The 18722-nt window shown below is 67.7% G+C and carries 21 protein-coding genes; 14 read left to right on the top strand and 7 right to left on the bottom strand.

Annotated elements, in window-relative coordinates:
* Positions 1 to 6: 6 nt before the first annotated feature.
* Positions 7 to 753, bottom strand: a complete 747-nt coding sequence (locus JNK84_RS15860) for a 3-deoxy-manno-octulosonate cytidylyltransferase (RefSeq protein ID WP_293425543.1) — start codon at positions 751 to 753, stop codon at positions 7 to 9.
* Positions 754 to 959: 206 nt separating this feature from the next.
* Between JNK84_RS15860 and JNK84_RS15855 the strand changes: the two genes are divergently transcribed.
* The 9 genes from JNK84_RS15855 to JNK84_RS15815 all read left to right on the top strand — a co-directional run bounded on the left by JNK84_RS15855 (position 960) and on the right by JNK84_RS15815 (position 8142).
* A complete protein-coding gene (locus tag JNK84_RS15855) occupies positions 960 to 1505 on the top strand; it encodes a c-type cytochrome (protein WP_293425541.1) in 546 nt (181 codons plus the stop codon).
* 231 nt (positions 1506 to 1736) lie between these two features.
* On the top strand, positions 1737 to 2432 hold the full coding sequence (locus JNK84_RS15850; RefSeq protein ID WP_293425539.1) for a response regulator transcription factor: 696 nt from the start codon (positions 1737 to 1739) through the stop codon (positions 2430 to 2432).
* Positions 2433 to 2457: 25 nt separating this feature from the next.
* Positions 2458 to 4248: a sensor histidine kinase gene (locus JNK84_RS15845; protein ID WP_293425537.1), complete on the top strand. Its 1791-nt coding sequence runs from the start codon at positions 2458 to 2460 to the stop codon at positions 4246 to 4248.
* A 3-nt stretch (positions 4249 to 4251) separates the two neighbouring features.
* On the top strand, positions 4252 to 4716 hold the full coding sequence (locus JNK84_RS15840) for an HPr kinase/phosphorylase (RefSeq protein WP_293425535.1): 465 nt from the start codon (positions 4252 to 4254) through the stop codon (positions 4714 to 4716).
* A 105-nt stretch (positions 4717 to 4821) separates the two neighbouring features.
* Positions 4822 to 5223 carry a PTS sugar transporter subunit IIA gene (locus tag JNK84_RS15835; RefSeq protein WP_293425533.1) on the top strand — a complete coding sequence of 134 codons (402 nt, stop codon included), beginning with the start codon at positions 4822 to 4824 and terminating at the stop codon, positions 5221 to 5223.
* Positions 5224 to 5318: 95 nt separating this feature from the next.
* Entirely contained in the window at positions 5319 to 5639 is a 321-nt protein-coding gene (locus JNK84_RS15830) for an HPr family phosphocarrier protein (protein ID WP_293425531.1), read from the top strand.
* 43 nt (positions 5640 to 5682) lie between these two features.
* Positions 5683 to 6216 carry a TIGR00645 family protein gene (locus tag JNK84_RS15825; RefSeq protein ID WP_293425529.1) on the top strand — a complete coding sequence of 178 codons (534 nt, stop codon included), beginning with the start codon at positions 5683 to 5685 and terminating at the stop codon, positions 6214 to 6216.
* Positions 6216 to 6923: a class I SAM-dependent methyltransferase gene (locus JNK84_RS15820; protein ID WP_293425527.1), complete on the top strand. Its 708-nt coding sequence runs from the start codon at positions 6216 to 6218 to the stop codon at positions 6921 to 6923. Before JNK84_RS15825 ends, JNK84_RS15820 begins: the two co-directional genes overlap by 1 nt.
* 70 nt (positions 6924 to 6993) lie before the next feature.
* The gene (locus JNK84_RS15815; protein WP_293425525.1) at positions 6994 to 8142 is read left to right on the top strand and encodes an aminotransferase; all 1149 of its coding nucleotides are present in this window, start codon (positions 6994 to 6996) and stop codon (positions 8140 to 8142) included.
* 4 nt (positions 8143 to 8146) lie between these two features.
* Here JNK84_RS15815 and JNK84_RS15810 read toward each other — a convergent pair whose 3' ends face one another.
* From JNK84_RS15810 to ubiE, 6 genes are all read right to left on the bottom strand, one after another.
* Entirely contained in the window at positions 8147 to 8584 is a 438-nt protein-coding gene (locus tag JNK84_RS15810; protein ID WP_293425921.1) for an Rrf2 family transcriptional regulator, read from the bottom strand.
* A gap of 120 nt (positions 8585 to 8704) precedes the next feature.
* Positions 8705 to 9163: a dUTP diphosphatase gene (gene dut / locus JNK84_RS15805; protein WP_293425524.1), complete on the bottom strand. Its 459-nt coding sequence runs from the start codon at positions 9161 to 9163 to the stop codon at positions 8705 to 8707.
* 13 nt (positions 9164 to 9176) lie between these two features.
* A complete protein-coding gene (coaBC, locus tag JNK84_RS15800) occupies positions 9177 to 10388 on the bottom strand; it encodes a bifunctional phosphopantothenoylcysteine decarboxylase/phosphopantothenate--cysteine ligase CoaBC (protein WP_293425522.1) in 1212 nt (403 codons plus the stop codon).
* Positions 10389 to 10567: 179 nt separating this feature from the next.
* Positions 10568 to 12013 carry an AMP nucleosidase gene (locus JNK84_RS15795; protein WP_293425520.1) on the bottom strand — a complete coding sequence of 482 codons (1446 nt, stop codon included), beginning with the start codon at positions 12011 to 12013 and terminating at the stop codon, positions 10568 to 10570.
* A 37-nt stretch (positions 12014 to 12050) separates the two neighbouring features.
* Positions 12051 to 13619, bottom strand: a complete 1569-nt coding sequence (gene ubiB / locus JNK84_RS15790) for a 2-polyprenylphenol 6-hydroxylase (RefSeq protein WP_293425518.1) — start codon at positions 13617 to 13619, stop codon at positions 12051 to 12053.
* Positions 13620 to 13696: 77 nt separating this feature from the next.
* Positions 13697 to 14452, bottom strand: coding sequence for a bifunctional demethylmenaquinone methyltransferase/2-methoxy-6-polyprenyl-1,4-benzoquinol methylase UbiE (gene ubiE, locus JNK84_RS15785; protein WP_293425516.1), 756 nt, complete (start codon positions 14450 to 14452; stop codon positions 13697 to 13699).
* A 101-nt stretch (positions 14453 to 14553) separates the two neighbouring features.
* On the opposite strand from ubiE, the gene mutM reads away from it, so the two are divergent.
* The 5 genes from mutM to yidC all read left to right on the top strand — a co-directional run bounded on the left by mutM (position 14554) and on the right by yidC (position 18714).
* Positions 14554 to 15423, top strand: a complete 870-nt coding sequence (gene mutM / locus JNK84_RS15780) for a bifunctional DNA-formamidopyrimidine glycosylase/DNA-(apurinic or apyrimidinic site) lyase (RefSeq protein ID WP_293425515.1) — start codon at positions 14554 to 14556, stop codon at positions 15421 to 15423.
* A gap of 9 nt (positions 15424 to 15432) precedes the next feature.
* Positions 15433 to 16050, top strand: coding sequence for a glutathione S-transferase family protein (locus tag JNK84_RS15775; protein WP_293425513.1), 618 nt, complete (start codon positions 15433 to 15435; stop codon positions 16048 to 16050).
* A gap of 192 nt (positions 16051 to 16242) precedes the next feature.
* Positions 16243 to 16377 (top strand): 50S ribosomal protein L34, encoded by a 135-nt coding sequence (rpmH, locus tag JNK84_RS15770; RefSeq protein WP_038305233.1) that lies wholly within the window; start codon positions 16243 to 16245, stop codon positions 16375 to 16377.
* Positions 16378 to 16458: 81 nt separating this feature from the next.
* Complete coding sequence (gene rnpA, locus JNK84_RS15765) at positions 16459 to 16836, top strand: ribonuclease P protein component (RefSeq protein WP_293425507.1); 378 nt, start codon at positions 16459 to 16461, stop codon at positions 16834 to 16836.
* A gap of 18 nt (positions 16837 to 16854) precedes the next feature.
* Positions 16855 to 18714 (top strand): membrane protein insertase YidC, encoded by a 1860-nt coding sequence (gene yidC / locus JNK84_RS15760; RefSeq protein ID WP_293425505.1) that lies wholly within the window; start codon positions 16855 to 16857, stop codon positions 18712 to 18714.
* Positions 18715 to 18722 lie beyond the last annotated feature (8 nt).

The raw sequence follows: 18722 nt of genomic DNA, 5'->3' as shown, positions 1-18722 counted from the left end.
GTGTTCTTATCGCAACGGCGCAGCTTTGGCGATGAGGCCGCGCGCGCGCTCGAGGTCGGCCGGCGTATCGACGCCGAGCGGCACGGCATCGACCACGGCAACGTCGATCCGCATGCCGTTTTCCAGCGCCCGGAGTTGTTCGAGCCGCTCGCGCGTCTCCAGCGGCGCCGGGGGAAGCGCGACGAAGCGGTCCAGCGCCGCGCGGCGATAGGCGTAGAGGCCGATATGGTGATAGAGCGGCCCGTCGCCCGAAGGCGCGGTCGCGCGCGTGAAATAGAGCGCCCTCAGCCGCCGCTCCGACAGCGGTGTTCCCACGACCTTCACGACGTTCGGGTTGGTGATCTCCTCGTGCCGGGTGATGACGGCGGTGAGTGTGCCGATATCGACGGCGGGGTCGTCGAGGAGGTCCGCGGCGGCGCGCACGATGCCGGGCTCAAGCGTCGGCAGGTCGCCCTGCACATTGACGATGCGGTCGTAGCGCCGTTCCGGATCGACGATGCCAGCGGCCTCGTGGATGCGATCCGAGCCGGTCGGATGGTCGGCGCTGGTGAGTACCGCGCGGCCCCCGGCCTTCTCCACGGCCGTCCAGATCGCTTCCGAGTCGGTGGCGACCACCACCGGACCGACGCCGGCGGCCTCGGCCCGGCGCATGACCTGGACGATCATCGGCTCGCCGCCGATGTCGGCGAGCGGCTTGCCGGGCAGGCGCGAGGCGCTCATGCGAGCCGGAATCAGGACGATTGACTGGGTCATGGACGCGAAATCACGGGCGCGGGGTCTGGACGGCGGCTGATGGGGCCAGTTTGGAACCGTCGAAAGGAGCATGCGGGACACGTGGATATACGGGTTGCCTGTTGCGGCGCAAATTGGATAGTGTCCGCGCCAAATCGGCCGGCCCGTCCGCGCGTTCGCGCGCATCGATCCTTTAAGAGGCCGCCGATCCCGTGGAGCTGGTCCCGATGGACGGATTTGAATTCAACAAGGCCATGATGGCGCTGCTGCTTGTCGGCGCCTCGACGCTGGGCGGCTCCATCCTGGCCAATGAGCTGATCTACAAGCCGAAGAAGCCCGCCAAGCCCGGCTACGAGGTTGCCGTCGCGCCGGCCGGCGGCCAGCAGGCCGCGCCCGCGCAGGCCGCCGCGCCGAAGCCGATGTCGGAAGTCTTCGCCTCGGCCAATGCCGCCAACGGCCCGGCCGTGTTCCGCCAGTGCGCCACTTGCCACACGGTCAACAAGGGCGGCGCCAATGGCGCAGGCCCGAACCTCTACGGCATTGTCGGCCGCAACCATGGCGCCACGCCGGGCTTCAACTATTCCGCCGCCATGAAGGGCAAGGCCTCCGAGCCCTGGACGCTGGAAGCCATCTACGCCTTCATCACCAATCCGCGCGCCGCGGTGCCGGGCACCTCGATGTCCTTCGCCGGCATCCGGTCCGAGCAGCAGCGCGCCGACCTGATGGCCTATCTGCGCGAGCAGTCGGACAGCCCGGTCGAAGTGCCGAAATAACCGCCCGCACAGGGAAGCACGTTTGCTTGGAGGGCCGGGTCATTCCCGGCCCTCGGCATTTCCGGAAACTGCGAATCGAGCCGCCCGCACGCGCTTTTCGCGGTCTGGACCGCAAAAACTCGCTCATGACAGCGGCTGGACATCGGTTTATCCTTTCCGAGTCCCATTTTTGCCACGCTTGCCGCATTGGAACGGCGGGACTGTCCCGCCGCCCCCCGCACAAGGTTCCTCATGCCGACCATCGCCCTCGTCGACGACGACCGGAACATCCTGACCTCGGTCTCCATCGCGCTCGAAGCCGAAGGCTACCGTATCGTCACCTACAATGACGGCGCGGCCGCGCTGGACGGTTTCAAGCAGTCGCCGCCGGACCTGGCGATCCTCGACATCAAGATGCCGCGCATGGACGGCATGGAGCTCCTGCGCCGGCTGCGGCAGAAGACCGACATGCCCGTGATCTTCCTCACGTCCAAGGACGAGGAGATCGACGAGCTGTTCGGCCTGAAGATGGGCGCCGACGATTTCATCCGGAAGCCGTTCTCCCAGCGCCTGCTGGTTGAGCGGGTCAAGGCCGTGCTGCGCCGCGCCGCCGCCAAGGAGCCGGGCGCCGAGGCCAAGACCGACGCCAAGGTGCTGGAGCGGGGCAAGCTGCGCATGGACCCGGAGCGGCACACCTGCACCTGGGACGGCCAGCCGGTGACGCTCACCGTGACCGAATTCCTCATCCTTCAGGCGCTCGCGACGCGCCCGGGCGTGGTGAAGAGCCGCAACGCCCTGATGGATGCGGCCTACGACGATCAGGTCTATGTCGATGACCGCACGATCGACAGCCACATCAAGCGCCTCCGCAAGAAGTTCAAGGTGGTCGACGACGATTTCGAGATGATCGAAACGCTCTACGGTGTCGGCTACCGCTTCAAGGAGTGAGGCGGCCGCGAGCCGGCGAGACACTATGCTCGACCGCACACGACCCAGCGACAATGCCGACGCGCAGGCGGCGCCCGCGACGGCCCGCGCCCGCCGCGCATGGCCGCGCTTTGCCCATGTCGTGGCGCGTTCCGTGCGCGTGGTGCTCAACCGCTCCTTCTCCAGCCTCACCCGCCGCATCGTCGCGCTGAATCTCGCCGGGCTGGTCGCGCTGGTCTCGGGCATCCTGTGGCTGTCGCAGTTTCGCGCCGGCCTGATCGAATCGCGGGCGCAGAGCCTCATCGTCCAGGGCGAGATCATTGCCGGCGCCATCGCCGCCTCGGCGGCGGTCGACGGGTCGGTGATCCCGATCGACCCGGACAAGCTGTTCGAGATGCAGCTGGGCGGCACCGGCGCGTCGGTCGACGATCCGAGCGCGCTGCTGGAATTCCCGATCAATCCGGAACGGGTGGCCCCGGTCCTGCGCCGCCTGACCGGCCCCACCGAGACGCAGGCGCGCATCTACGACCGCGAGGGCAACCTGATCCTCGACAGCCGCACCCTCTATGGTCGCGGCGACATCCAGACGCTCGACCTGCCGCCCATCGGCGCGAAGCCGCCCTTCTACGAGAAATGGTGGAACGAGGTCCGCCGTTTCCTGCGCGGTGGCGGCGATTTCCCGATCTATCGCGATTTCGGCTTCAGGAACGGCAAAAGCTATCCGGAGGTGGCGCAGGCGCTGAACGGGCAGAAGATCAGCATGGTCCGGGTCAACGACCGCGGCGAGCTGATCGTCTCCGTCGCCATCCCGATCCAGCGATTCCGGGGCGTGCTCGGGGTTCTGCTCATGAACACGCAGGGTGGCGAGATCGACCAGCATCTCGATGCCGAGCGCTTCCAGGTGCTGCGCGTCTTCCTCGTCGCCGCCCTCGTCATGGTCGTCCTGTCGATCCTCATGGCCCGCACCATAGCCGGTCCTGTCCGCAAGCTGGCGGAGGGCGCTGAACAGGTGCGCCGCCGCCATCGCTCGCGCGAGGAAATTCCGGATTTCGGCCACCGCCGCGACGAGATCGGCCTCCTGTCGCGCTCGCTGCGCGACATGACCGACGCGCTCTATGCCCGCATCGAGGCGATTGAGCGGTTCGCCGCGGATGTCGCGCACGAGCTCAAGAATCCGCTGACTTCGCTGCGCTCGGCGGTGGAGACCCTGCCGCTCGCCAAGTCGGACTCCTCCCGCAAACGCCTGCTGGAGGTCATCCAGCACGACGTGAAGCGGCTCGACCGCCTCATCACCGACATTTCCGACGCCAGCCGCCTCGATGCCGAGTTGCAGCGCCAGGAATCGACGCGGATCGACCTCGGTCAACTGCTCGAAACCCTTGTCGTCATGGCCGAGGAGACCCGTAAGCCGGGCGAGGCCAGCGTCAGGCTGTCCTTCGAGGGAGGCAAGCGCCAGGACTTCTTCCTGCCCGGCCACGACAGCCGCATCAGCCAGGTGATCACCAACCTGATCGACAATGCCCGCTCGTTCTCGCCGGCGGACGGCGAGGTGCGCGTCAAGGCGCGCAAGCTGAAGGGCTCGATCGAGATCGTCGTGGACGACGACGGTCCCGGCATCCGCGACGACGCGCTGGAGAAGATCTTCGAACGCTTCTACACCGACCGCCCCCACCAGGATTACGGCCAGAATTCCGGACTGGGCCTGTCGATCTCCAAGCAGATCGTCGAGGCCCATGGCGGCCGCATCCGCGCGGAGAACCGGCCGGGACCTGCCGGACCGGACGGCGAGCCGACCTCGCTCGGCGCGCGTTTCGTCGTCAGCCTGCCGGCGGGCTGAGCCATGGCGACCATCCATGCCAGTGCCGTGCTGGTCGGCGCCCGGGCCATTCTCGTGCGCGGGCCGTCGGGCTCGGGCAAGTCGCGCCTCGTTCTCGACCTCCTCGACCGTTTCGGCGGAACCTTGCCGCCGGTCGCCCGGCTCGTCGCCGACGACCGCGTGGAGCTCGAGGCCGCCCATGACCGGCTTCTCGTGCGGGCTCCCGCGCCTCTTGCCGGACTGCTGGAAGTCCGCGGCCTCGGCATCCGGAAACTGGCCCATGAACCGCTCGCCGTCGCCGGGCTGGTCGTCGACCTCGATGCTCCGGACGCCGACCGCATGCCGGAGCCCGGGACGCTTTCCACCGTGCTCGCAGGCGTCACTTTGCCGCGTCAACCGGTTGCCGCCGGTGCCGCGGTGGTTCGGGCGATTCTTGCGCGATGCCAGTGGCTGGCTGGATTTCCACTCCCTGTTGCTGCGCCGCACTAACCAGCCTATCGTCTGTGAACATGCCCTTGCGCCGGCCCGCTACATGGTGAACATTCCGCTCTCTTTCGTGGTCAGGCGCGCATGGTTCGGCGCGCGGAGTGCCGGATGATCGGTCTCGTCATCGTCACGCATGGTCAGTTGGCCGTCGAGTTTCGCCATGCGATGGAGCATGTGGTCGGACCGCAGAAGCAGGTCGAGACCATCGCCATCGGCCCGAGCGACGACATGGATCAGCGCCGCCGCGACATCATCGCCGCTGTCGATCAGGTCGATAGCGGCGACGGCGTGGCCGTCCTCACCGACATGTTCGGCGGCACGCCCTCCAATCTCGCCATATCGGTGATGAGCGGGCGCCCGGTGGAGGTCATTGCCGGCATCAATCTGCCGATGCTGGTCAAGCTCGCGACGGTGCGCACTGAAAAGCCGCTTCAGGAAGCGGTGCTGCACGCGCAGGAAGCCGGCCGGAAATACATCAATATCGCGAGCCGCGTGCTGGCAGGCCATTGAGATCGTGCGAAAATCACGGTTAGACTGGCGCGCCGCATCGCTCAGGCGGCCAGAAGCTGCTGCAATCGCGCCGTCAGGCAGAGGAAATGACCGCAATGGCGGACGATAGCGCCGCGTTCTCCCCCGATGCGCCCGCAACGCCCGGCGAGGTGCTGCGCGAACTGCCGATCACCAACAAGCGGGGGCTGCATGCGCGCGCCTCGGCCAAGTTTGTCGCCTGCGTCGACCGGTTCGACGCCTCGGTGAAGGTGTCGCGCTGCGGCGAGACGGTGGATGGTTCATCGATCATGGGCCTGATGATGCTCGCGGCGGCGATCGGCACGTCCGTCACCGTCCGCGCCAGCGGCGCCGAGGCCACCGAGGTCGTCGATGCGCTCGCGGCATTGCTCGCCGACCGTTTCGGCGAGGGAGAATAGGCCGGCGCGCGGCGACAGGCGCAGCGCTTCGCAAGGATTTCCGATGACCGAACCCCAGACCCCCGAAACCCGGCCCGAACGCTTCGAGGCCGGCATCGAACGGGCGATCTTCGCCGGCCGCTGGCTGATGGCGCCGTTCTATATCGGGCTGATGCTCGGGCTGGCGGCGCTGATGGTCGTCTTCGTCCGCGATCTCGTCGCGTTCATCATCAAGGTGCCGACCGCCAAGGAAGCCGACGTGATCCTCGGCGTGCTGACGCTGATCGACCTGTCGCTGGCCGCGAACCTCGTCATCATGGTGGTGTTCTCCGGCTGGGAGAATTTCGTGTCGAAAATGGAGCACATCACGGCCCGCGACCGGCCGGAATGGATGGGCACGATCGACTTCTCCGCGCTGAAGCTGAAACTGCTCGCCTCCATCGTCGCCATTTCGGCGATCCATCTGCTCAAGGCCTTCATGAATGTCGGCGCCATGTCGGACCGGGAGATGATGTGGCTGGTCGGCATCCACGTCGTCTTCGTGACCTCCGGCGTCCTGCTGGCGTTGCAGGACCGCCTGACGGGTCACTCGCACTGATGGCCGACTGGCGCTCCTTCTGGGATGGCGAGCACGCCATCTATGTCAGCGACCGGCACAAGGACCTGCATTACCGCTCCATTGCGGACGGTATCCTCGACCACCTGCGGCTGATGGGCGCGGACCGGCAGGCGGTCCTGCTCGATTATGCCTGCGGCGAGGCGTTGGAGGCAGGCCGTGTCGCTGGGGCTGTCGGGCGTCTCGTCCTCTGTGACGGGGCACCGTCCGTCGTCGCGAAGCTGCGCGAGCGGTTCGCCTCGGAACCGAAGATCGCCTGCGCCCTGCCCGAGGAACTCGACGGCGTGCTGGCGGACGGCGGCGCCGACCTGATCGTCGTCTCATCGCTGATCCAGTACCTGTCCCCTGCCGATCTGGAGGCCCTGCTCGACCGTTTCCGCGCCAAGCTGAAGCCGGGCGGCCGCCTGGTCATCGCCGACGTAATCCCGCCGGATGCGGGGATCGTTGCGGACGTCGCCTCGCTGCTCCGGAACGCTTCGCGTGGCGGCTTCTTCCTCTCCGCCATCGCTGGCCTCGCGGCCACCGCCGTCTCGCCCTACCGCAAGCTGCGTGGCGAACTGGGACTGTCGACCTATTCGTCGGCGGAGATGATTGCGCTCCTGGCCCGCCACGGCTTTGCGGCCGAACGCCATTTGCCGAATCTCGGCCTGACGCCGCACCGCATGACCTTCGTCGCCGTGACGGTTTGACACTGACGAGGCGCTTCGGCATATCGATCATATCGTTCGTTGAAGCGAACGCGTGACATTGCGGTGCGCGATGAATCCGATTTTCGCCGACCTGCCCACCACCGTCTTCGAGGTCATGTCGCAGCTCGCGCGCGAGACCGGGGCGATCAATCTCGGTCAGGGCTTTCCCGACGATCCCGGCCCTGCCGATGTGCGCGAAAAGGCGGCGGAGGCGGTCATTTCCGGCTGGAACCAGTATCCGCCGATGATGGGCCTGCCCGAGCTCCGGCAGGCGGTCGCCACCCACTATGGCCTCCATCAGAACCTGACGCTCGACCCGGCGCAGGAGGTGATGATTACCTCGGGCGCGACCGAGGCCATTGCCGGCGCGCTGTTCGCGCTGATCGAGCCGGGCGACGAAGTCGTGCTGTTCCAGCCCATGTACGATGCCTATCTGCCGCTGGTCCGCAGGGCGGGCGGCGTGCCGCGCTTCGTGACGCTGCGCCCGCCACACTGGCGCTTCACGGAGGAAGATCTTGCCGCCGTCTTCTCGCCGAAGACGCGCGTGGTCCTGTTGAACAACCCGCTCAATCCGGCGGCGTCCGTCACCCCGACCGAAGACCTCGCGCTGCTCGGCCGCTTCTGCGAGCGCTTCGGCGCCACCGTCATTTCCGACGAGGTCTGGGAGCATGTCGTGTTCGACGGCCACAGGCACGTTTCGGTGCTCAACGTTCCCGGCCTGCGCGAGCGCTCGGTCAAGATCGGGTCGGCCGGGAAGATCTTCTCGCTGACCGGCTGGAAAGTCGGCTTTGTCGCCGCCGCGCCCGCCATCATGCGCGTGCTGGCCAAGGCCCATCAGTTCTTGACCTTCACGACGCCGCCGAATCTTCAGGCCGCCGTCGCCTATGGCCTCGGCAAGGACACCGGCTATTTCGACGGCATGCGTGCCGACCTGCAGCGCGCCCGCGACCGTTTCCAGGCGGGCCTCGTCCGCTGCGGTTTCGACGTGCTGCCGAGCGCGGCGACCTATTTCATCAATATCGATCTGGCGCCGGCCGGCATTTCCGACGATGTCGCCTTCTGCAAGAGCCTCGTCCAGCAGCACGGTGTCGCGGCCATTCCCGTCTCGGCCTTCTACGCCGAGACGCCGGTGACCTCGGTCGTGCGCTTCTGCTTCGCCAAGCGCGACGAGACGCTCGACGGCGCGCTGGAACGCCTCGCCCGCGTCGGCGCGGGCTGAGCCGTCAGGCCGTTTCGTACTGGAGGTTCGGCGAATCCGCGAGGTTCTCCGACGCCGCCGCGCAGAGTTCCGAGATGGTGATCCGGTCGAGCTGCGCGAAATAGGTGCGCTCGGCGGCCTCCACCGCCGGCACCACCACGGCCGACACGAGTGGCGAAATCGTATCGAACTCGTCGTCCGCCATCTCCACCGTCGCGCGGACGATCTCGCCGCAGGTGATGGATCTGCGCTCGCGCGCGAGATCATAGCCGCCGCGCGGCCCCCTCAGGCCCTTGAGGATGCCGCTGCGGACAAGCGCTTGCAGCAACGGCTCGAGATGGCGCGGAGGCAGGTTCTGGCGGGCAGCCAGAGCCTTGGCTGCGACGGGTCCCGAGACCGCGTGCAGCGCAATATCGACAACGGCGGCAATCGCCAGCCGGCCACGACGCGACAGGATCGGCATGATGTCCTCGACCTGATGGGCGACGTCGCTCACCCATCCGCAGCAAATCACAGATCGGTATTGGGCAGAAGGAGTATCTGGTGCATGTGCCCCCTGTCTACAACGCAGGGGATATTTTTCTCAACTACCGGTTGAACCGAATCCGCTGATACCACGCTGGGTCTCAGGCAGGTCGGGAGAGACAATCAGCTCCGCGGCGGTGACCGGGGCGATGACCAGCTGGGCGATCCGCTCGCCGCGGGCGATGGTCACCGGAGCCTCGCCGAGATTGATCAGGATGACTTTCACCTCGCCGCGATAGTCGGCGTCGATCGTGCCGGGCGCATTGGCCACGGTGATGCCGTGCTTCAGAGCAAGTCCGGATCGCGGCCGCACCTGCCCCTCGTAGCCGGGGGGGATCGCCATGGCGAGGCCGGTCGGCACGGCCGCGCGGGCAAGGGGCTTCAGCACCAGCGGTTCGCCTTCCGGCAGCGCCGCGACAAGATCCATGCCGGCGGCATGTTCCGTCTGCGCTGCGGGCAACGGCAGGCCCTCGCCATGTGGCAGGCGCTGAACGGGGATGGAAAGCCTGCTGCTCATGCGCTCTGTCCGGTCATTTGCCGGCGATCCTCTCGGCGAGCCGCGCCACCAGCGCGCGCGCCACCTCGTCCTTGGACTGGCGCGCCCAGGTCTCGACGCCGTCAGGCGTCACCAGATGGACGGTGTTGGCATCGCCACCGAACGTGCCCGTGCCGGTTGCGACGTCGTTGGCGACGATCAGGTCGCAGCCCTTGCGGGCGAGCTTGGCGCGGGCATTGTCGATGACATTGTCGGTCTCGGCGGCAAAGCCAACGACGAGGTCCGGCCGTTCCGCCTTGAGCCCCGCGACGGTCGCGAGGATGTCGGGATTCTCGACGAAGGCGAGGCTTGGCGGGCCGCCGGCGCCCTTCTTGATCTTGCCCCCCGCGACATCGGCGACACGCCAGTCGGCGACCGCCGCCGCGAACACCGCGATGGCGGCGGGCAGGGCCTTCTCGACAGCCGCCAGCATGTCGCGCGCGCTCTCGACATGCACGACGTTGACCCCGACCGGATCGGCGATCGCAACCGGGCCGGTCACCAGCGTCACATCCGCGCCGGCCTCGGCCGCCGCCCTGGCGATGGCGTGTCCCTGCTTGCCGGAGGAATGGTTGGAGATATAGCGCACGGGGTCGATGGCCTCGCGCGTCGGGCCAGACGTGACGACAACCTTGCGACCCTTGAGCGGGTGGCTCACCGCCGGGTTCGCCATCATCGCCTCGATGGCGGCGATGATCTCGGGCACCTCGGCCATGCGGCCTGCGCCGAACTCGCCGCAGGCCATGGAGCCGTCATTCGGCCCGACGACGCTGACCCCGTCGCCGCGCAGCGTCGCGAGATTGCGCTGTGTCGCCGGATGCAGCCACATCCTGACATTCATGGCGGGCGCGATCAGCACGCGCTTGTCGGTGGCGAGCAGCGCTGTCGAGGCGAGGTCGTTGGAATGGCCGTTGGCCATCTTGGCCATCAGGTCGGCGGTCGCCGGCGCGACGACCAGAAGATCAGCGTCGCGCGACAGCTCGATATGACCCATCTCGTTCTCGTCGGTCAGCGAGAACAGCTCCTGGAACACCTTGTCGCCGGTCAGCGAGCCGACCGACAGTGGCGTGACGAATTCGGTGCCGGCCCTGGTCAGGATCGCGCGCACCTTCGCACCGCGATCCTGCAGCCGCCGGATCAGTTCCAGCGACTTGTAGGCCGCGATGCCGCCGCCGATGACGAGAAGGATACGCTTGCCGGTGAGCATGTGGCGCGCCCGCTAGAGCATGCTGCGGAAAAATGGGAACCGGTTTTCCGGAAACAGCATGCGACAAAAACGACCCGGACCATGCCGGCATTCGGCACGGTTCGGGGTGGCGCGAAGGTAAGGGTTTGCGGCGGCCTTTCAAGGCCGTCGAGTGGCAGGCCGGTCGGCTGGCTGGCCTTCTAGCGGAATGGCGGCTCGTCGAAGCTGCGCAGCTTGCGCGAATGGATGGCGCCGCCGGTGCGCTTCAGCCGCTCGACCGCGTCGAGCCCGACCAGCAGGTGCTGGGCGACCGCGTTGGCATAAAAGGCGCTGGCCGCGCCCGGCAGCTTGATCTCGCCGTGCAGCGGCTTGTCGGAAACGCAGAGCAGCGTTCCGTAGGGCACGCGCAACCGATAGCCCTGCGCGGCGATGGTGCCGCTCTCCATGTCCACGGCGATGGCGCGCGACAGGTTGAACAGCCGCGCCTCCTGCGTGTAGCGCAGTTCCCAGTTGCGGTCGTCGTTGGTGACCACCGTCCCGGTCCGCAGGCGGTGCTTCAGCGCGTCGCCCGATGCCCCGGTGACGGCCGCGCAGGCCTCCTGCAGGGCGGTCTGGATTTCCGCCAGCGCCGGAATCGGGATCTGCGGCGGCACCAGCGCGTCGAGAATGTGGTCGCGCCTGAGATAGGCGTGGGCCAGCACGTAGTCGCCGATCTCCTGCGCCTGCCTCAGGCCGCCGCAATGGCCGATCATCAGCCAGCAATGGGGCCGCAACACCGCGAGATGGTCGGTGATGTTCTTGGCGTTGGATGGGCCGACGCCGATATTGACCAGCGTCACACCCGCCGTGCCCTGCCGCTCCAGGTGGTAGGCCGGCATCTGATAGCGATGCCAGGCGGAGGCGGCGACGCGCGCCACGCCACCTTCGAGACTGGACGCGTCGATGGTCTGGCCGCCCGGCGCGGTGAGCCGCAGCGCCCGGCCGGCGGCGATCTCCTCGGCGCCCCAGGCGACGAACTGGTCGACATAGCGGTGATAGTTGGTCAGCAGGATCCACGGCTGCACCGCCCGCCAGTCCGTGCCGGTGTAATGGACCAGCCGCCGCAGCGAATAGTCCGCGCGCACGGCGTCGAACAGCGACAGCGGCCGCGCGCCGTTCGGCAGTCCGTCGAATGTGCCGTCGGCCACCTCGTCGCCGACCAGCGACAGAAGCGGCGAGGGGAAGTGCCGCGCGAGCTCCGACGGGCTCCGGCCGCCGGCGGCCAGTTCGTCGACGCCGTCGAGCACGTAGGGGTAGGGGATTTCCTGCGTGCTGGGGCGCACGTCCAGCGTCGCGCCATATTCGGAGACGAGCGGGCGCAACTGGTCCAGCAGGTAGCGCCGGAAGAAGCCGGGCTGCGTCACCGTCGTCGTGTAGAGGCCGGGCTGGGAGAACTTGGCATAGGCCCGCCGGTTACGCGGCGCGGCGCGGTCCGGGGCGTGGGTGACGGCAAGCTCGGGATAGACGAAGCGGGCGCGCTCCTCCGGGGATGGCGGCTGCCCACCTGAAAGATAACGCTCCAGCGCGGAGCGGAGCGCGGCGGTCGCCTCGTCATAGAGCTGTTCGAGGCGATCGACGGCGGAATCGGGCGTAAGCGTCTGTGCCATGGCGCGACTATACAGGTTTGGCGGTGGCGGGTCGCCTTCAACCCCAGATCAGGTTCGCCGCCAGCAGCGCGGCGATCACCCACAGCGCCACGGTCGACCAGCGGTTCCGCCGCGCCTCGGCCTCGCCGATGCCCTTGAGCGATTCCGGCGCCAGCACGAAGCCCTCGCGGGTCAGGTCGTCGATCCGCTCCGACAGCATGGCGGCGCGGCCGAGCAGGGCCGGGGCCTCGCCGACGATCTTGGCCAGCGAACGCGCGCCCTCGCCGACCTCCTCGATCCGCCCGACCGGCCCGAGGTTGCGCGTGATCCATTCGCGCACCACCGGCTCCGAACTGGTCCAGATGTCGAGGCGAGGATCGAGCGAGCGCGCGACGCCCTCGACCACCACCATGGTCTTCTGCAGGAGGATCAGCTCGGTGCGCGTCTTCATGTCGAAGATGCCGGTCACCTCGAACAGCAGCGACAGGAGGTGCGCCATCGAGATCTGGTCGGCTGTGCGCGAATGGATCGGCTCGCCGATGGCGCGGATCGCCTGCGCGAACTCGTCGATGGAATGGTGGGCCGGCACATAGCCGGCCTCGAAATGCACCTCCGCCACGCGGCGATACTGCTTGGTGATGAAGCCGAGCAGGATTTCCGCGAGGAAGCGCCGCTCCTTCGGGCCGATCCGGCCCATAATGCCGAAATCGACCGCGACGAGATTGCCGGCCGCGTCCGCGAACAGGTTGCCCTGGTGCATGTCGGCGTGGAAGAAGCCGTCGCGGAGCGCGTGGCGCAGGAAGCTCTGGATCACCGTCTGCCCGAGCGCGCGCGGATCGATGCCCGCCGCCGCCAGCCCCGCCCGGTCGCCGAGGCGGATGCCCTCGATCCATTCCGTGGTCAGAACGCTTTTGCCCGTGCGGTTCCAGTCAACGACCGGCACGCGGAAGCCGGGGTCGTCCCTGGTCCGCTCGGCCATTTCGGAGGCGGCCGCGGCCTCCAGCCGGAGGTCCAGTTCGATGGCCATGGAGCGCGCCAGAGTGTCGACGATGCCGACCGGCTTCAGCCGTCGGCTCTCCGGCGCGAAGCGCTCGGCGAGGCGCGCCGCGAAATAGTAGTCGGAGAGGTCGGCCCGGAAACGGTCGGCGACGCGCGGGCGCAGCACCTTCACCGCGACATCGCGCAGGCTGTCGCCGTCCTTCACCGTGGCGCGATGGACCTGCGCGATGGAGGCGGCGGCAATCGGCGGGCCGAACGAGACGAACAGCGCATCGAGCGGCGCGCCCAGTGTCTCCGCGACGATCCGCTCGGCCTCCTTCGCGTCGAAGGGCGGCACCTTGTCCTGCAGCGCTTCCAGATCGGTGGCAATCGCCGCGCCGACGACGTCCGGCCGGGTCGACAGGAACTGGCCGAGTTTCACATAGGTCGGCCCGAGGCGGGTGAGGGCGGCGGTCAGCCGGTCGGCGCGCGTGCCCGTGCCGCGCCGCTCGACGAGCCGCGCCAGCTTGAGGCCGAGACGGGCGGCGGGCGGCAGCACCTGCGGGTCGACGAGGCCGAACACGCCTTCGCGGGCGAAGACGAAGCCCGCCCGGGCGAGGCGCGCGGCATGGACGAGGGTCGGTATCACGGGGCGGCTCGCCCGCTGGATTCTTGGCTGAGCATGATCATCTCCGAAAACCGGTTCCCACTTTTCGGGATCATGCTCTAGATCTTCCAGCCGCCGGAGAGGCAGGCAATGCCCCCGGTCATCGGCGTCACCGCGACGCGCGCAAAACCCGCCTTCTCGATCATGCCGGCGAAAGCCTCGTTGCGCGGAAACTTGCGGATCGACTCCACCAGATACTGGTAGGGCTCGGCATCGCCCGTCACCATCCGCCCCATCGGCGGAATGACGCTGAACGAATAGGCGTCATAAACCCGGTCGAGACCCGGAACGACGTCCGGCGAGAATTCCAGCACCAGCAGCCGCCCGCCGGGCCGGAGCACGCGATAGGCCTCGTCGAGCGCCTTCTGGATACGCGGCACGTTGCGGATGCCGAAAGCGATCGTGTAGCCGTCGAACGAGCGGCTCGGGAACGGCAGTTCCTCGGCATTGCCCTGCACGAACTCGACGCGCTCCGACAGGCCGCGCTTGGCGGCGCGGTCGCGGCCGACCTTCAGCATTTCGGCATTGATGTCGCAGACGGTCGCGTCTGCCCGCGTGCCCGCGCCGACCACCTTGAAGGCGACATCGCCGGTGCCGCCGGCAACGTCGAGATGGTGGAAGGCGCGCGCCTTCGGCACGCCGAGCCGCGTCACCATGACGTCCTTCCAGACGCGGTGCAGCCCCGCCGACATCAGGTCGTTCATCAGGTCGTAGCGGCCGGCCACCTTGTGGAACACGTCGTCCACCAGCCCCTGCTTGGCGTCGAGATCGACGCGGCGGAAGCCGAAATCGGTGGTGGAGGAGGCTGCTGACATGGACCGACCCTGCAATTCGGCCGGACCATAGCGGAACCGGTTCCCCGGCGCTATGTGGGGATCGCCGCCGGTTTCCCGCGGCCTCACCGGATGGTTGACCGATGCCCGAACTCCCCGAGGTCGAAACGGTGCGCCGGGGTCTCGCCCCGGTCATGGAGGGTGCGACCATCCTGGGCGCCGACATCCGCCGCCCCGACCTGCGCTTTCCCTTCCCCGAGCGCTTCGGCGAACGGCTGACCGGCCGGCGCGTCGAGGCGCTCGGCCGCCGCTCCAAATATCTGCTGGCCGATCTCGACCAGGGCGACGTACTGGTCATGCATCTCGGCATGTCCGGTTCGTTCCGCATCGAGCAGGGTGTCGTCGGCGAGTTCCACCACGAGCGTTCGCGCGATTCCGCTCACGATCATGTCGTGCTGCGCCTCTCGTCCGGCGCGACGGTCACCTACAACGATCCGCGCCGCTTCGGCTTCATGCTGATGATCCCGCGCGCGGAACTGGCCGACCACGCGCTTTTCGCCCACCTCGGCGTCGAACCGGTCGGCAACGCACTCTCGGCCGAGCATCTGGCTGAGGCTTTCCGCGGCAAGGCGGCGCCACTGAAGGCGGCGCTGCTCGACCAGTCGATCATCGCCGGCCTCGGCAATATCTATGTCTGCGAGGCGCTCTTTCGTTCCGGCCTGTCGCCGCAGCGCGCCGCCGGCACGCTGGTCACCAAGGCCGGTGCGCCGACCGCGCGGCTGGAGCGGCTGGTGCCGGTCATCCGCGAGGTGATCGCCGAGGCCATCGAGGCCGGAGGCTCGTCCCTGCGCGACCATGCCCAGCCCTCGGGCGAGCTCGGCTATTTCCAGCACCGTTTCCGCGTCTACGACCGCGAAGGCGAGGCTTGCGCGACGCCGGGTTGCGGGACCATTGTTCGCCGCATCGTGCAGTCGAACAGATCGACGTTCTATTGCCCGACATGCCAGCGATAGGAACGATCCATGCTGAAGGTCTGGGGACGGAACAATTCGTCCAACGTGCAGAAGGTCATGTGGTGCATCGGCGAACTCGGCGTTCCCCATGAGCGCGTCGAGGCCGGCCGCCAGTTCGGGATCGTCGATGAACCGCACTACCGGGCGATGAACCCGAACGGCAAGATTCCGACCGCCGAGGACGATGGTGCCATCCTGTGGGAATCCAATGCCATCTGCCGTCACCTCGCCCGCAAGCATGGACGCCTGATGCCGACCGCGCTGGCGGATCAGGCGCGGGTCGACATGTGGATGGACTGGCAGCAGACCGAGCTCGGCGCGGCGGTCGGCCCGGTCTTCCTCGGCCTCGTGCGCACGGACCCGGACAAGCGCAACATGGCGGCGATCGATGCGGCCAAGATGTCCGCCATCGCGGCCATGAAGGTTCTGGACGCTCACCTCGCCGGTCATCTCTACGTTGTCGGCAACACCTTCTCGGTGGCCGATATTCCCATGGGCGTCATGGCCTTCCGCTACAAGGCGCTGGTCCCGGAAAGCCCCGCCTACGCCAATCTCGACCGCTGGTATGCCGCCATCGGCGAACGCCCGGCTTTCCGCGCCCATGTCTCCGGGATTCCGCTGACCTGAAGCCGCCATCGGCCGGGTGCTTTGTCGCTCCCGGCCATTCCGCGTTGACTTTTGGTGGAAGCGCGGCCATAACCCGCGCCGACTTGGGAGCGGCCCGCGCCCGAGCGCGTGAGCCTTTTGAGGGTTCGCCGCCTGCAGGCCGTTCCTGAAACCCCATTGATCGATTGATCCAGATACGCGCGGAGACGTCCCGTGAAACGCACCTACCAGCCGTCCAAGCTCGTCCGCAAGCGCCGCCACGGCTTCCGTGCCCGTATGGCGACCAAGGGCGGCCAGCGCGTCCTCGCCGCCCGCCGCGCGCGGGGCCGCAAGCGCCTGTCTGCGTGAAGACAGCGCGATAGGGCAGAACCTGGGCAGGTCCGCGATCCCGTGATCGTGGGTCCGGCCCGGACACGGCGGGAGGTGCGGATGACAAGTTCGACGACACCCCGCCGCCTCGTTCGCCGCGCCGACTTCGTTGCCTGTTCCAAGGGCCGCCGTGTCGCAACGGCGGCTTTCGTGTTGCAGGAGCGCCGCCGCGGCGACGACCTGCCGCCGCGCTTCGGCTTCACCGTCACCAAGAAGACCGGTGGCGCCGTCGAGCGCAACCGCATGCGCCGCCGCCTCAAGGAGGCCGTGCGGCTTGGTGCCGCGCCTTGCGCCGCCCCGGGCTCGGATTATGTGCTGGTCCTGAACCGCAACGCGCTCGACCGTCCGTTCGACACTCTCATGACCGATCTCGCCGACGCCCTGCGCCGGGCCTCGGTTCCCCGCCCGCCGCGCCACCCGGCCGGCGCCCCGTCCTGACCTCCTGCCGACAGACCGATGGCTGACAACCGCAACTACATTCTCGCGATCGTCCTTTCGATCCTCGTTCTCGTCGGCTGGCAGTATTTCGTCGGCATGCCCCAGATGGAGCGCCAGCGTCAGCAGCAGGCGCAACAGCAGGCCCAGCAGCCGCGCCCGGCCCAGCCCGGCCAGGCTCCGTCGACCACGCCGGCGGCTCCGGGCGCGCCGGCCCCCGGCGCGGCCTCGACCGCGCCCGCCGCTCCCGGCGCCGTGGCTCCGGCGCCTGCCGGCGGCCAGACCCGCGAGGCGATCCTCGCCGCGACCCCCCGCGTCGGCATCGAGACGCCGCGGATCACCGGCTCGATCAACCTCGTCGGCGGCCGCCTGGACGACATCGTCCTGACCGGCTACCGCGAGACCACCGCGCGCAACAGTGCGCATGTCGTGCTCTTCGCGCCGGCCGGCTCGCCGATCGATCCGGTCCACCACCAGCATCCGTTCTATGCCGAGTTCGGCTATGTCGGCGTCGCCAATGCCGGCACCGCCGTCCCGAACGCCCAGACCGTCTGGACCCAGCAGGGAACCGGCAAGCTCGCCCCCGGCGCGCCGGTCGTGATCACCTGGGACAATGGCCAGGGCCTGACCTTCCGCCGCACCTTCGAGATCGACGCCAACTACATGGTGACGGTGAAGGATGCGGTCATCAATGCCGGCGGCGCGCCGGTGACGCTGCACGCCTACGGCCTCATCTCCCGCCATGGCGTGCCGCAGACCTCCGGCTATTACATCCTGCACGAGGGCCTGATCGGCGTCTTCGGCGACAAGGGTTTGCAGGAAGTCGGCTATTCCGCCATCGAGAGTGCCAAGACGCAGGCCTTCAAGGCGCGCGGTGCCTGGCTCGGCATCACCGACAAGTACTGGGCCGCCGCGCTGATCCCGGATCAGGCGCTGGAGACCGACGCCGCCTTCAAGTTCTTCCAGTCGGGCACGACCAAGAGCTTCCAGACCGACTTCCTCGCGCCCGCCGCGACCGTTGCGCCCGGCGCGACCCACGAGACCACGACGCGCCTGTTCGCCGGCGCCAAGGAAGTCAGTGTCGTCGACGGCTATGCCTCGGCCTTCAAGGTCGACCGGTTCGACCGCCTGATCGACTGGGGCTGGTTCTATTTCATCACCAAGCCGCTCTTCGTCGTCATGGACTGGATCTTCATCCAGACCGGCAATTTCGGCATCGCCATCCTGCTGGTCACGCTGCTGATCAAGGGCCTGTTCTTCCCGCTCGCCAACAAGAGCTACGCCTCCATCACCATGATGAAGAAGGTGCAGCCGGAAATGATGGCGATCCGCGACCGGTTCGCGGAAGACAAGATGAAGCAGCAGCAGGAGCTGATGGCGCTCTACAAGCGCGAGAAGATCAATCCGCTGGCGGGCTGCTGGCCGATCCTGATCCAGATCCCGGTGTTCTTCGCCCTCTACAAGGTGCTGTTCATCACCATCGAGATGCGGCAGGCGCCGTTCTTCGGCTGGATCCAGGACCTTTCGGCTCCCGATCCGACCTCGATCTTCAACCTGTTCGGCCTGATTCCCTTCACCGTGCCGGCCTTCCTGCTGATCGGCGTCTGGCCGATCATCATGGGCATCACGATGTGGGTCCAGATGCAGATGAACCCGGCTCCGACGGACCCGATCCAGGCGGTGTTCTTCAAGTGGATGCCGATCCTGTTCACCTTCATGCTGGCCTCGTTCCCGGCGGGCCTCGTCATCTACTGGGCGTGGAACAATCTCCTCTCGGTGCTCCAGCAGGGCATCATCATGCGCAAGTACGGCGTGAAGATCGAATTGTGGGACAATCTCCGTTCGATGTTCGGCGCCGGACCCGCCAAGCCGGCGGCCTGACCGCTGAA

Source organism: Phreatobacter sp. (assembly GCF_016793595.1).
In the GTDB taxonomy this organism is placed as follows: domain Bacteria; phylum Pseudomonadota; class Alphaproteobacteria; order Rhizobiales; family Phreatobacteraceae; genus Phreatobacter.
This window is presented reverse-complemented; position numbering and strand designations above follow the sequence as displayed.

Excerpts from the sequence above, each read along its gene's own strand:
- JNK84_RS15860 (WP_293425543.1), bottom strand. The coding sequence starts at position 753 with ATGACCCAGTCAATCGTCCTGATTCCGGCTCGCATGAGCGCCTCGCGC.
- JNK84_RS15855 (WP_293425541.1), top strand. The coding sequence starts at position 960 with ATGGACGGATTTGAATTCAACAAGGCCATGATGGCGCTGCTGCTTGTC.
- JNK84_RS15850 (WP_293425539.1), top strand. The coding sequence starts at position 1,737 with ATGCCGACCATCGCCCTCGTCGACGACGACCGGAACATCCTGACCTCG.
- JNK84_RS15845 (WP_293425537.1), top strand. The coding sequence starts at position 2,458 with ATGCTCGACCGCACACGACCCAGCGACAATGCCGACGCGCAGGCGGCG.
- JNK84_RS15840 (WP_293425535.1), top strand. The coding sequence starts at position 4,252 with ATGGCGACCATCCATGCCAGTGCCGTGCTGGTCGGCGCCCGGGCCATT.
- JNK84_RS15835 (WP_293425533.1), top strand. The coding sequence starts at position 4,822 with ATGATCGGTCTCGTCATCGTCACGCATGGTCAGTTGGCCGTCGAGTTT.
- JNK84_RS15830 (WP_293425531.1), top strand. The coding sequence starts at position 5,319 with ATGGCGGACGATAGCGCCGCGTTCTCCCCCGATGCGCCCGCAACGCCC.
- JNK84_RS15825 (WP_293425529.1), top strand. The coding sequence starts at position 5,683 with ATGACCGAACCCCAGACCCCCGAAACCCGGCCCGAACGCTTCGAGGCC.
- JNK84_RS15820 (WP_293425527.1), top strand. The coding sequence starts at position 6,216 with ATGGCCGACTGGCGCTCCTTCTGGGATGGCGAGCACGCCATCTATGTC.
- JNK84_RS15815 (WP_293425525.1), top strand. The coding sequence starts at position 6,994 with ATGAATCCGATTTTCGCCGACCTGCCCACCACCGTCTTCGAGGTCATG.
- JNK84_RS15810 (WP_293425921.1), bottom strand. The coding sequence starts at position 8,584 with ATGCCGATCCTGTCGCGTCGTGGCCGGCTGGCGATTGCCGCCGTTGTC.
- dut (WP_293425524.1), bottom strand. The coding sequence starts at position 9,163 with ATGAGCAGCAGGCTTTCCATCCCCGTTCAGCGCCTGCCACATGGCGAG.
- coaBC (WP_293425522.1), bottom strand. The coding sequence starts at position 10,388 with ATGCTCACCGGCAAGCGTATCCTTCTCGTCATCGGCGGCGGCATCGCG.
- JNK84_RS15795 (WP_293425520.1), bottom strand. The coding sequence starts at position 12,013 with ATGGCACAGACGCTTACGCCCGATTCCGCCGTCGATCGCCTCGAACAG.
- ubiE (WP_293425516.1), bottom strand. The coding sequence starts at position 14,452 with ATGTCAGCAGCCTCCTCCACCACCGATTTCGGCTTCCGCCGCGTCGAT.
- mutM (WP_293425515.1), top strand. The coding sequence starts at position 14,554 with ATGCCCGAACTCCCCGAGGTCGAAACGGTGCGCCGGGGTCTCGCCCCG.
- JNK84_RS15775 (WP_293425513.1), top strand. The coding sequence starts at position 15,433 with ATGCTGAAGGTCTGGGGACGGAACAATTCGTCCAACGTGCAGAAGGTC.
- rnpA (WP_293425507.1), top strand. The coding sequence starts at position 16,459 with ATGACAAGTTCGACGACACCCCGCCGCCTCGTTCGCCGCGCCGACTTC.
- yidC (WP_293425505.1), top strand. The coding sequence starts at position 16,855 with ATGGCTGACAACCGCAACTACATTCTCGCGATCGTCCTTTCGATCCTC.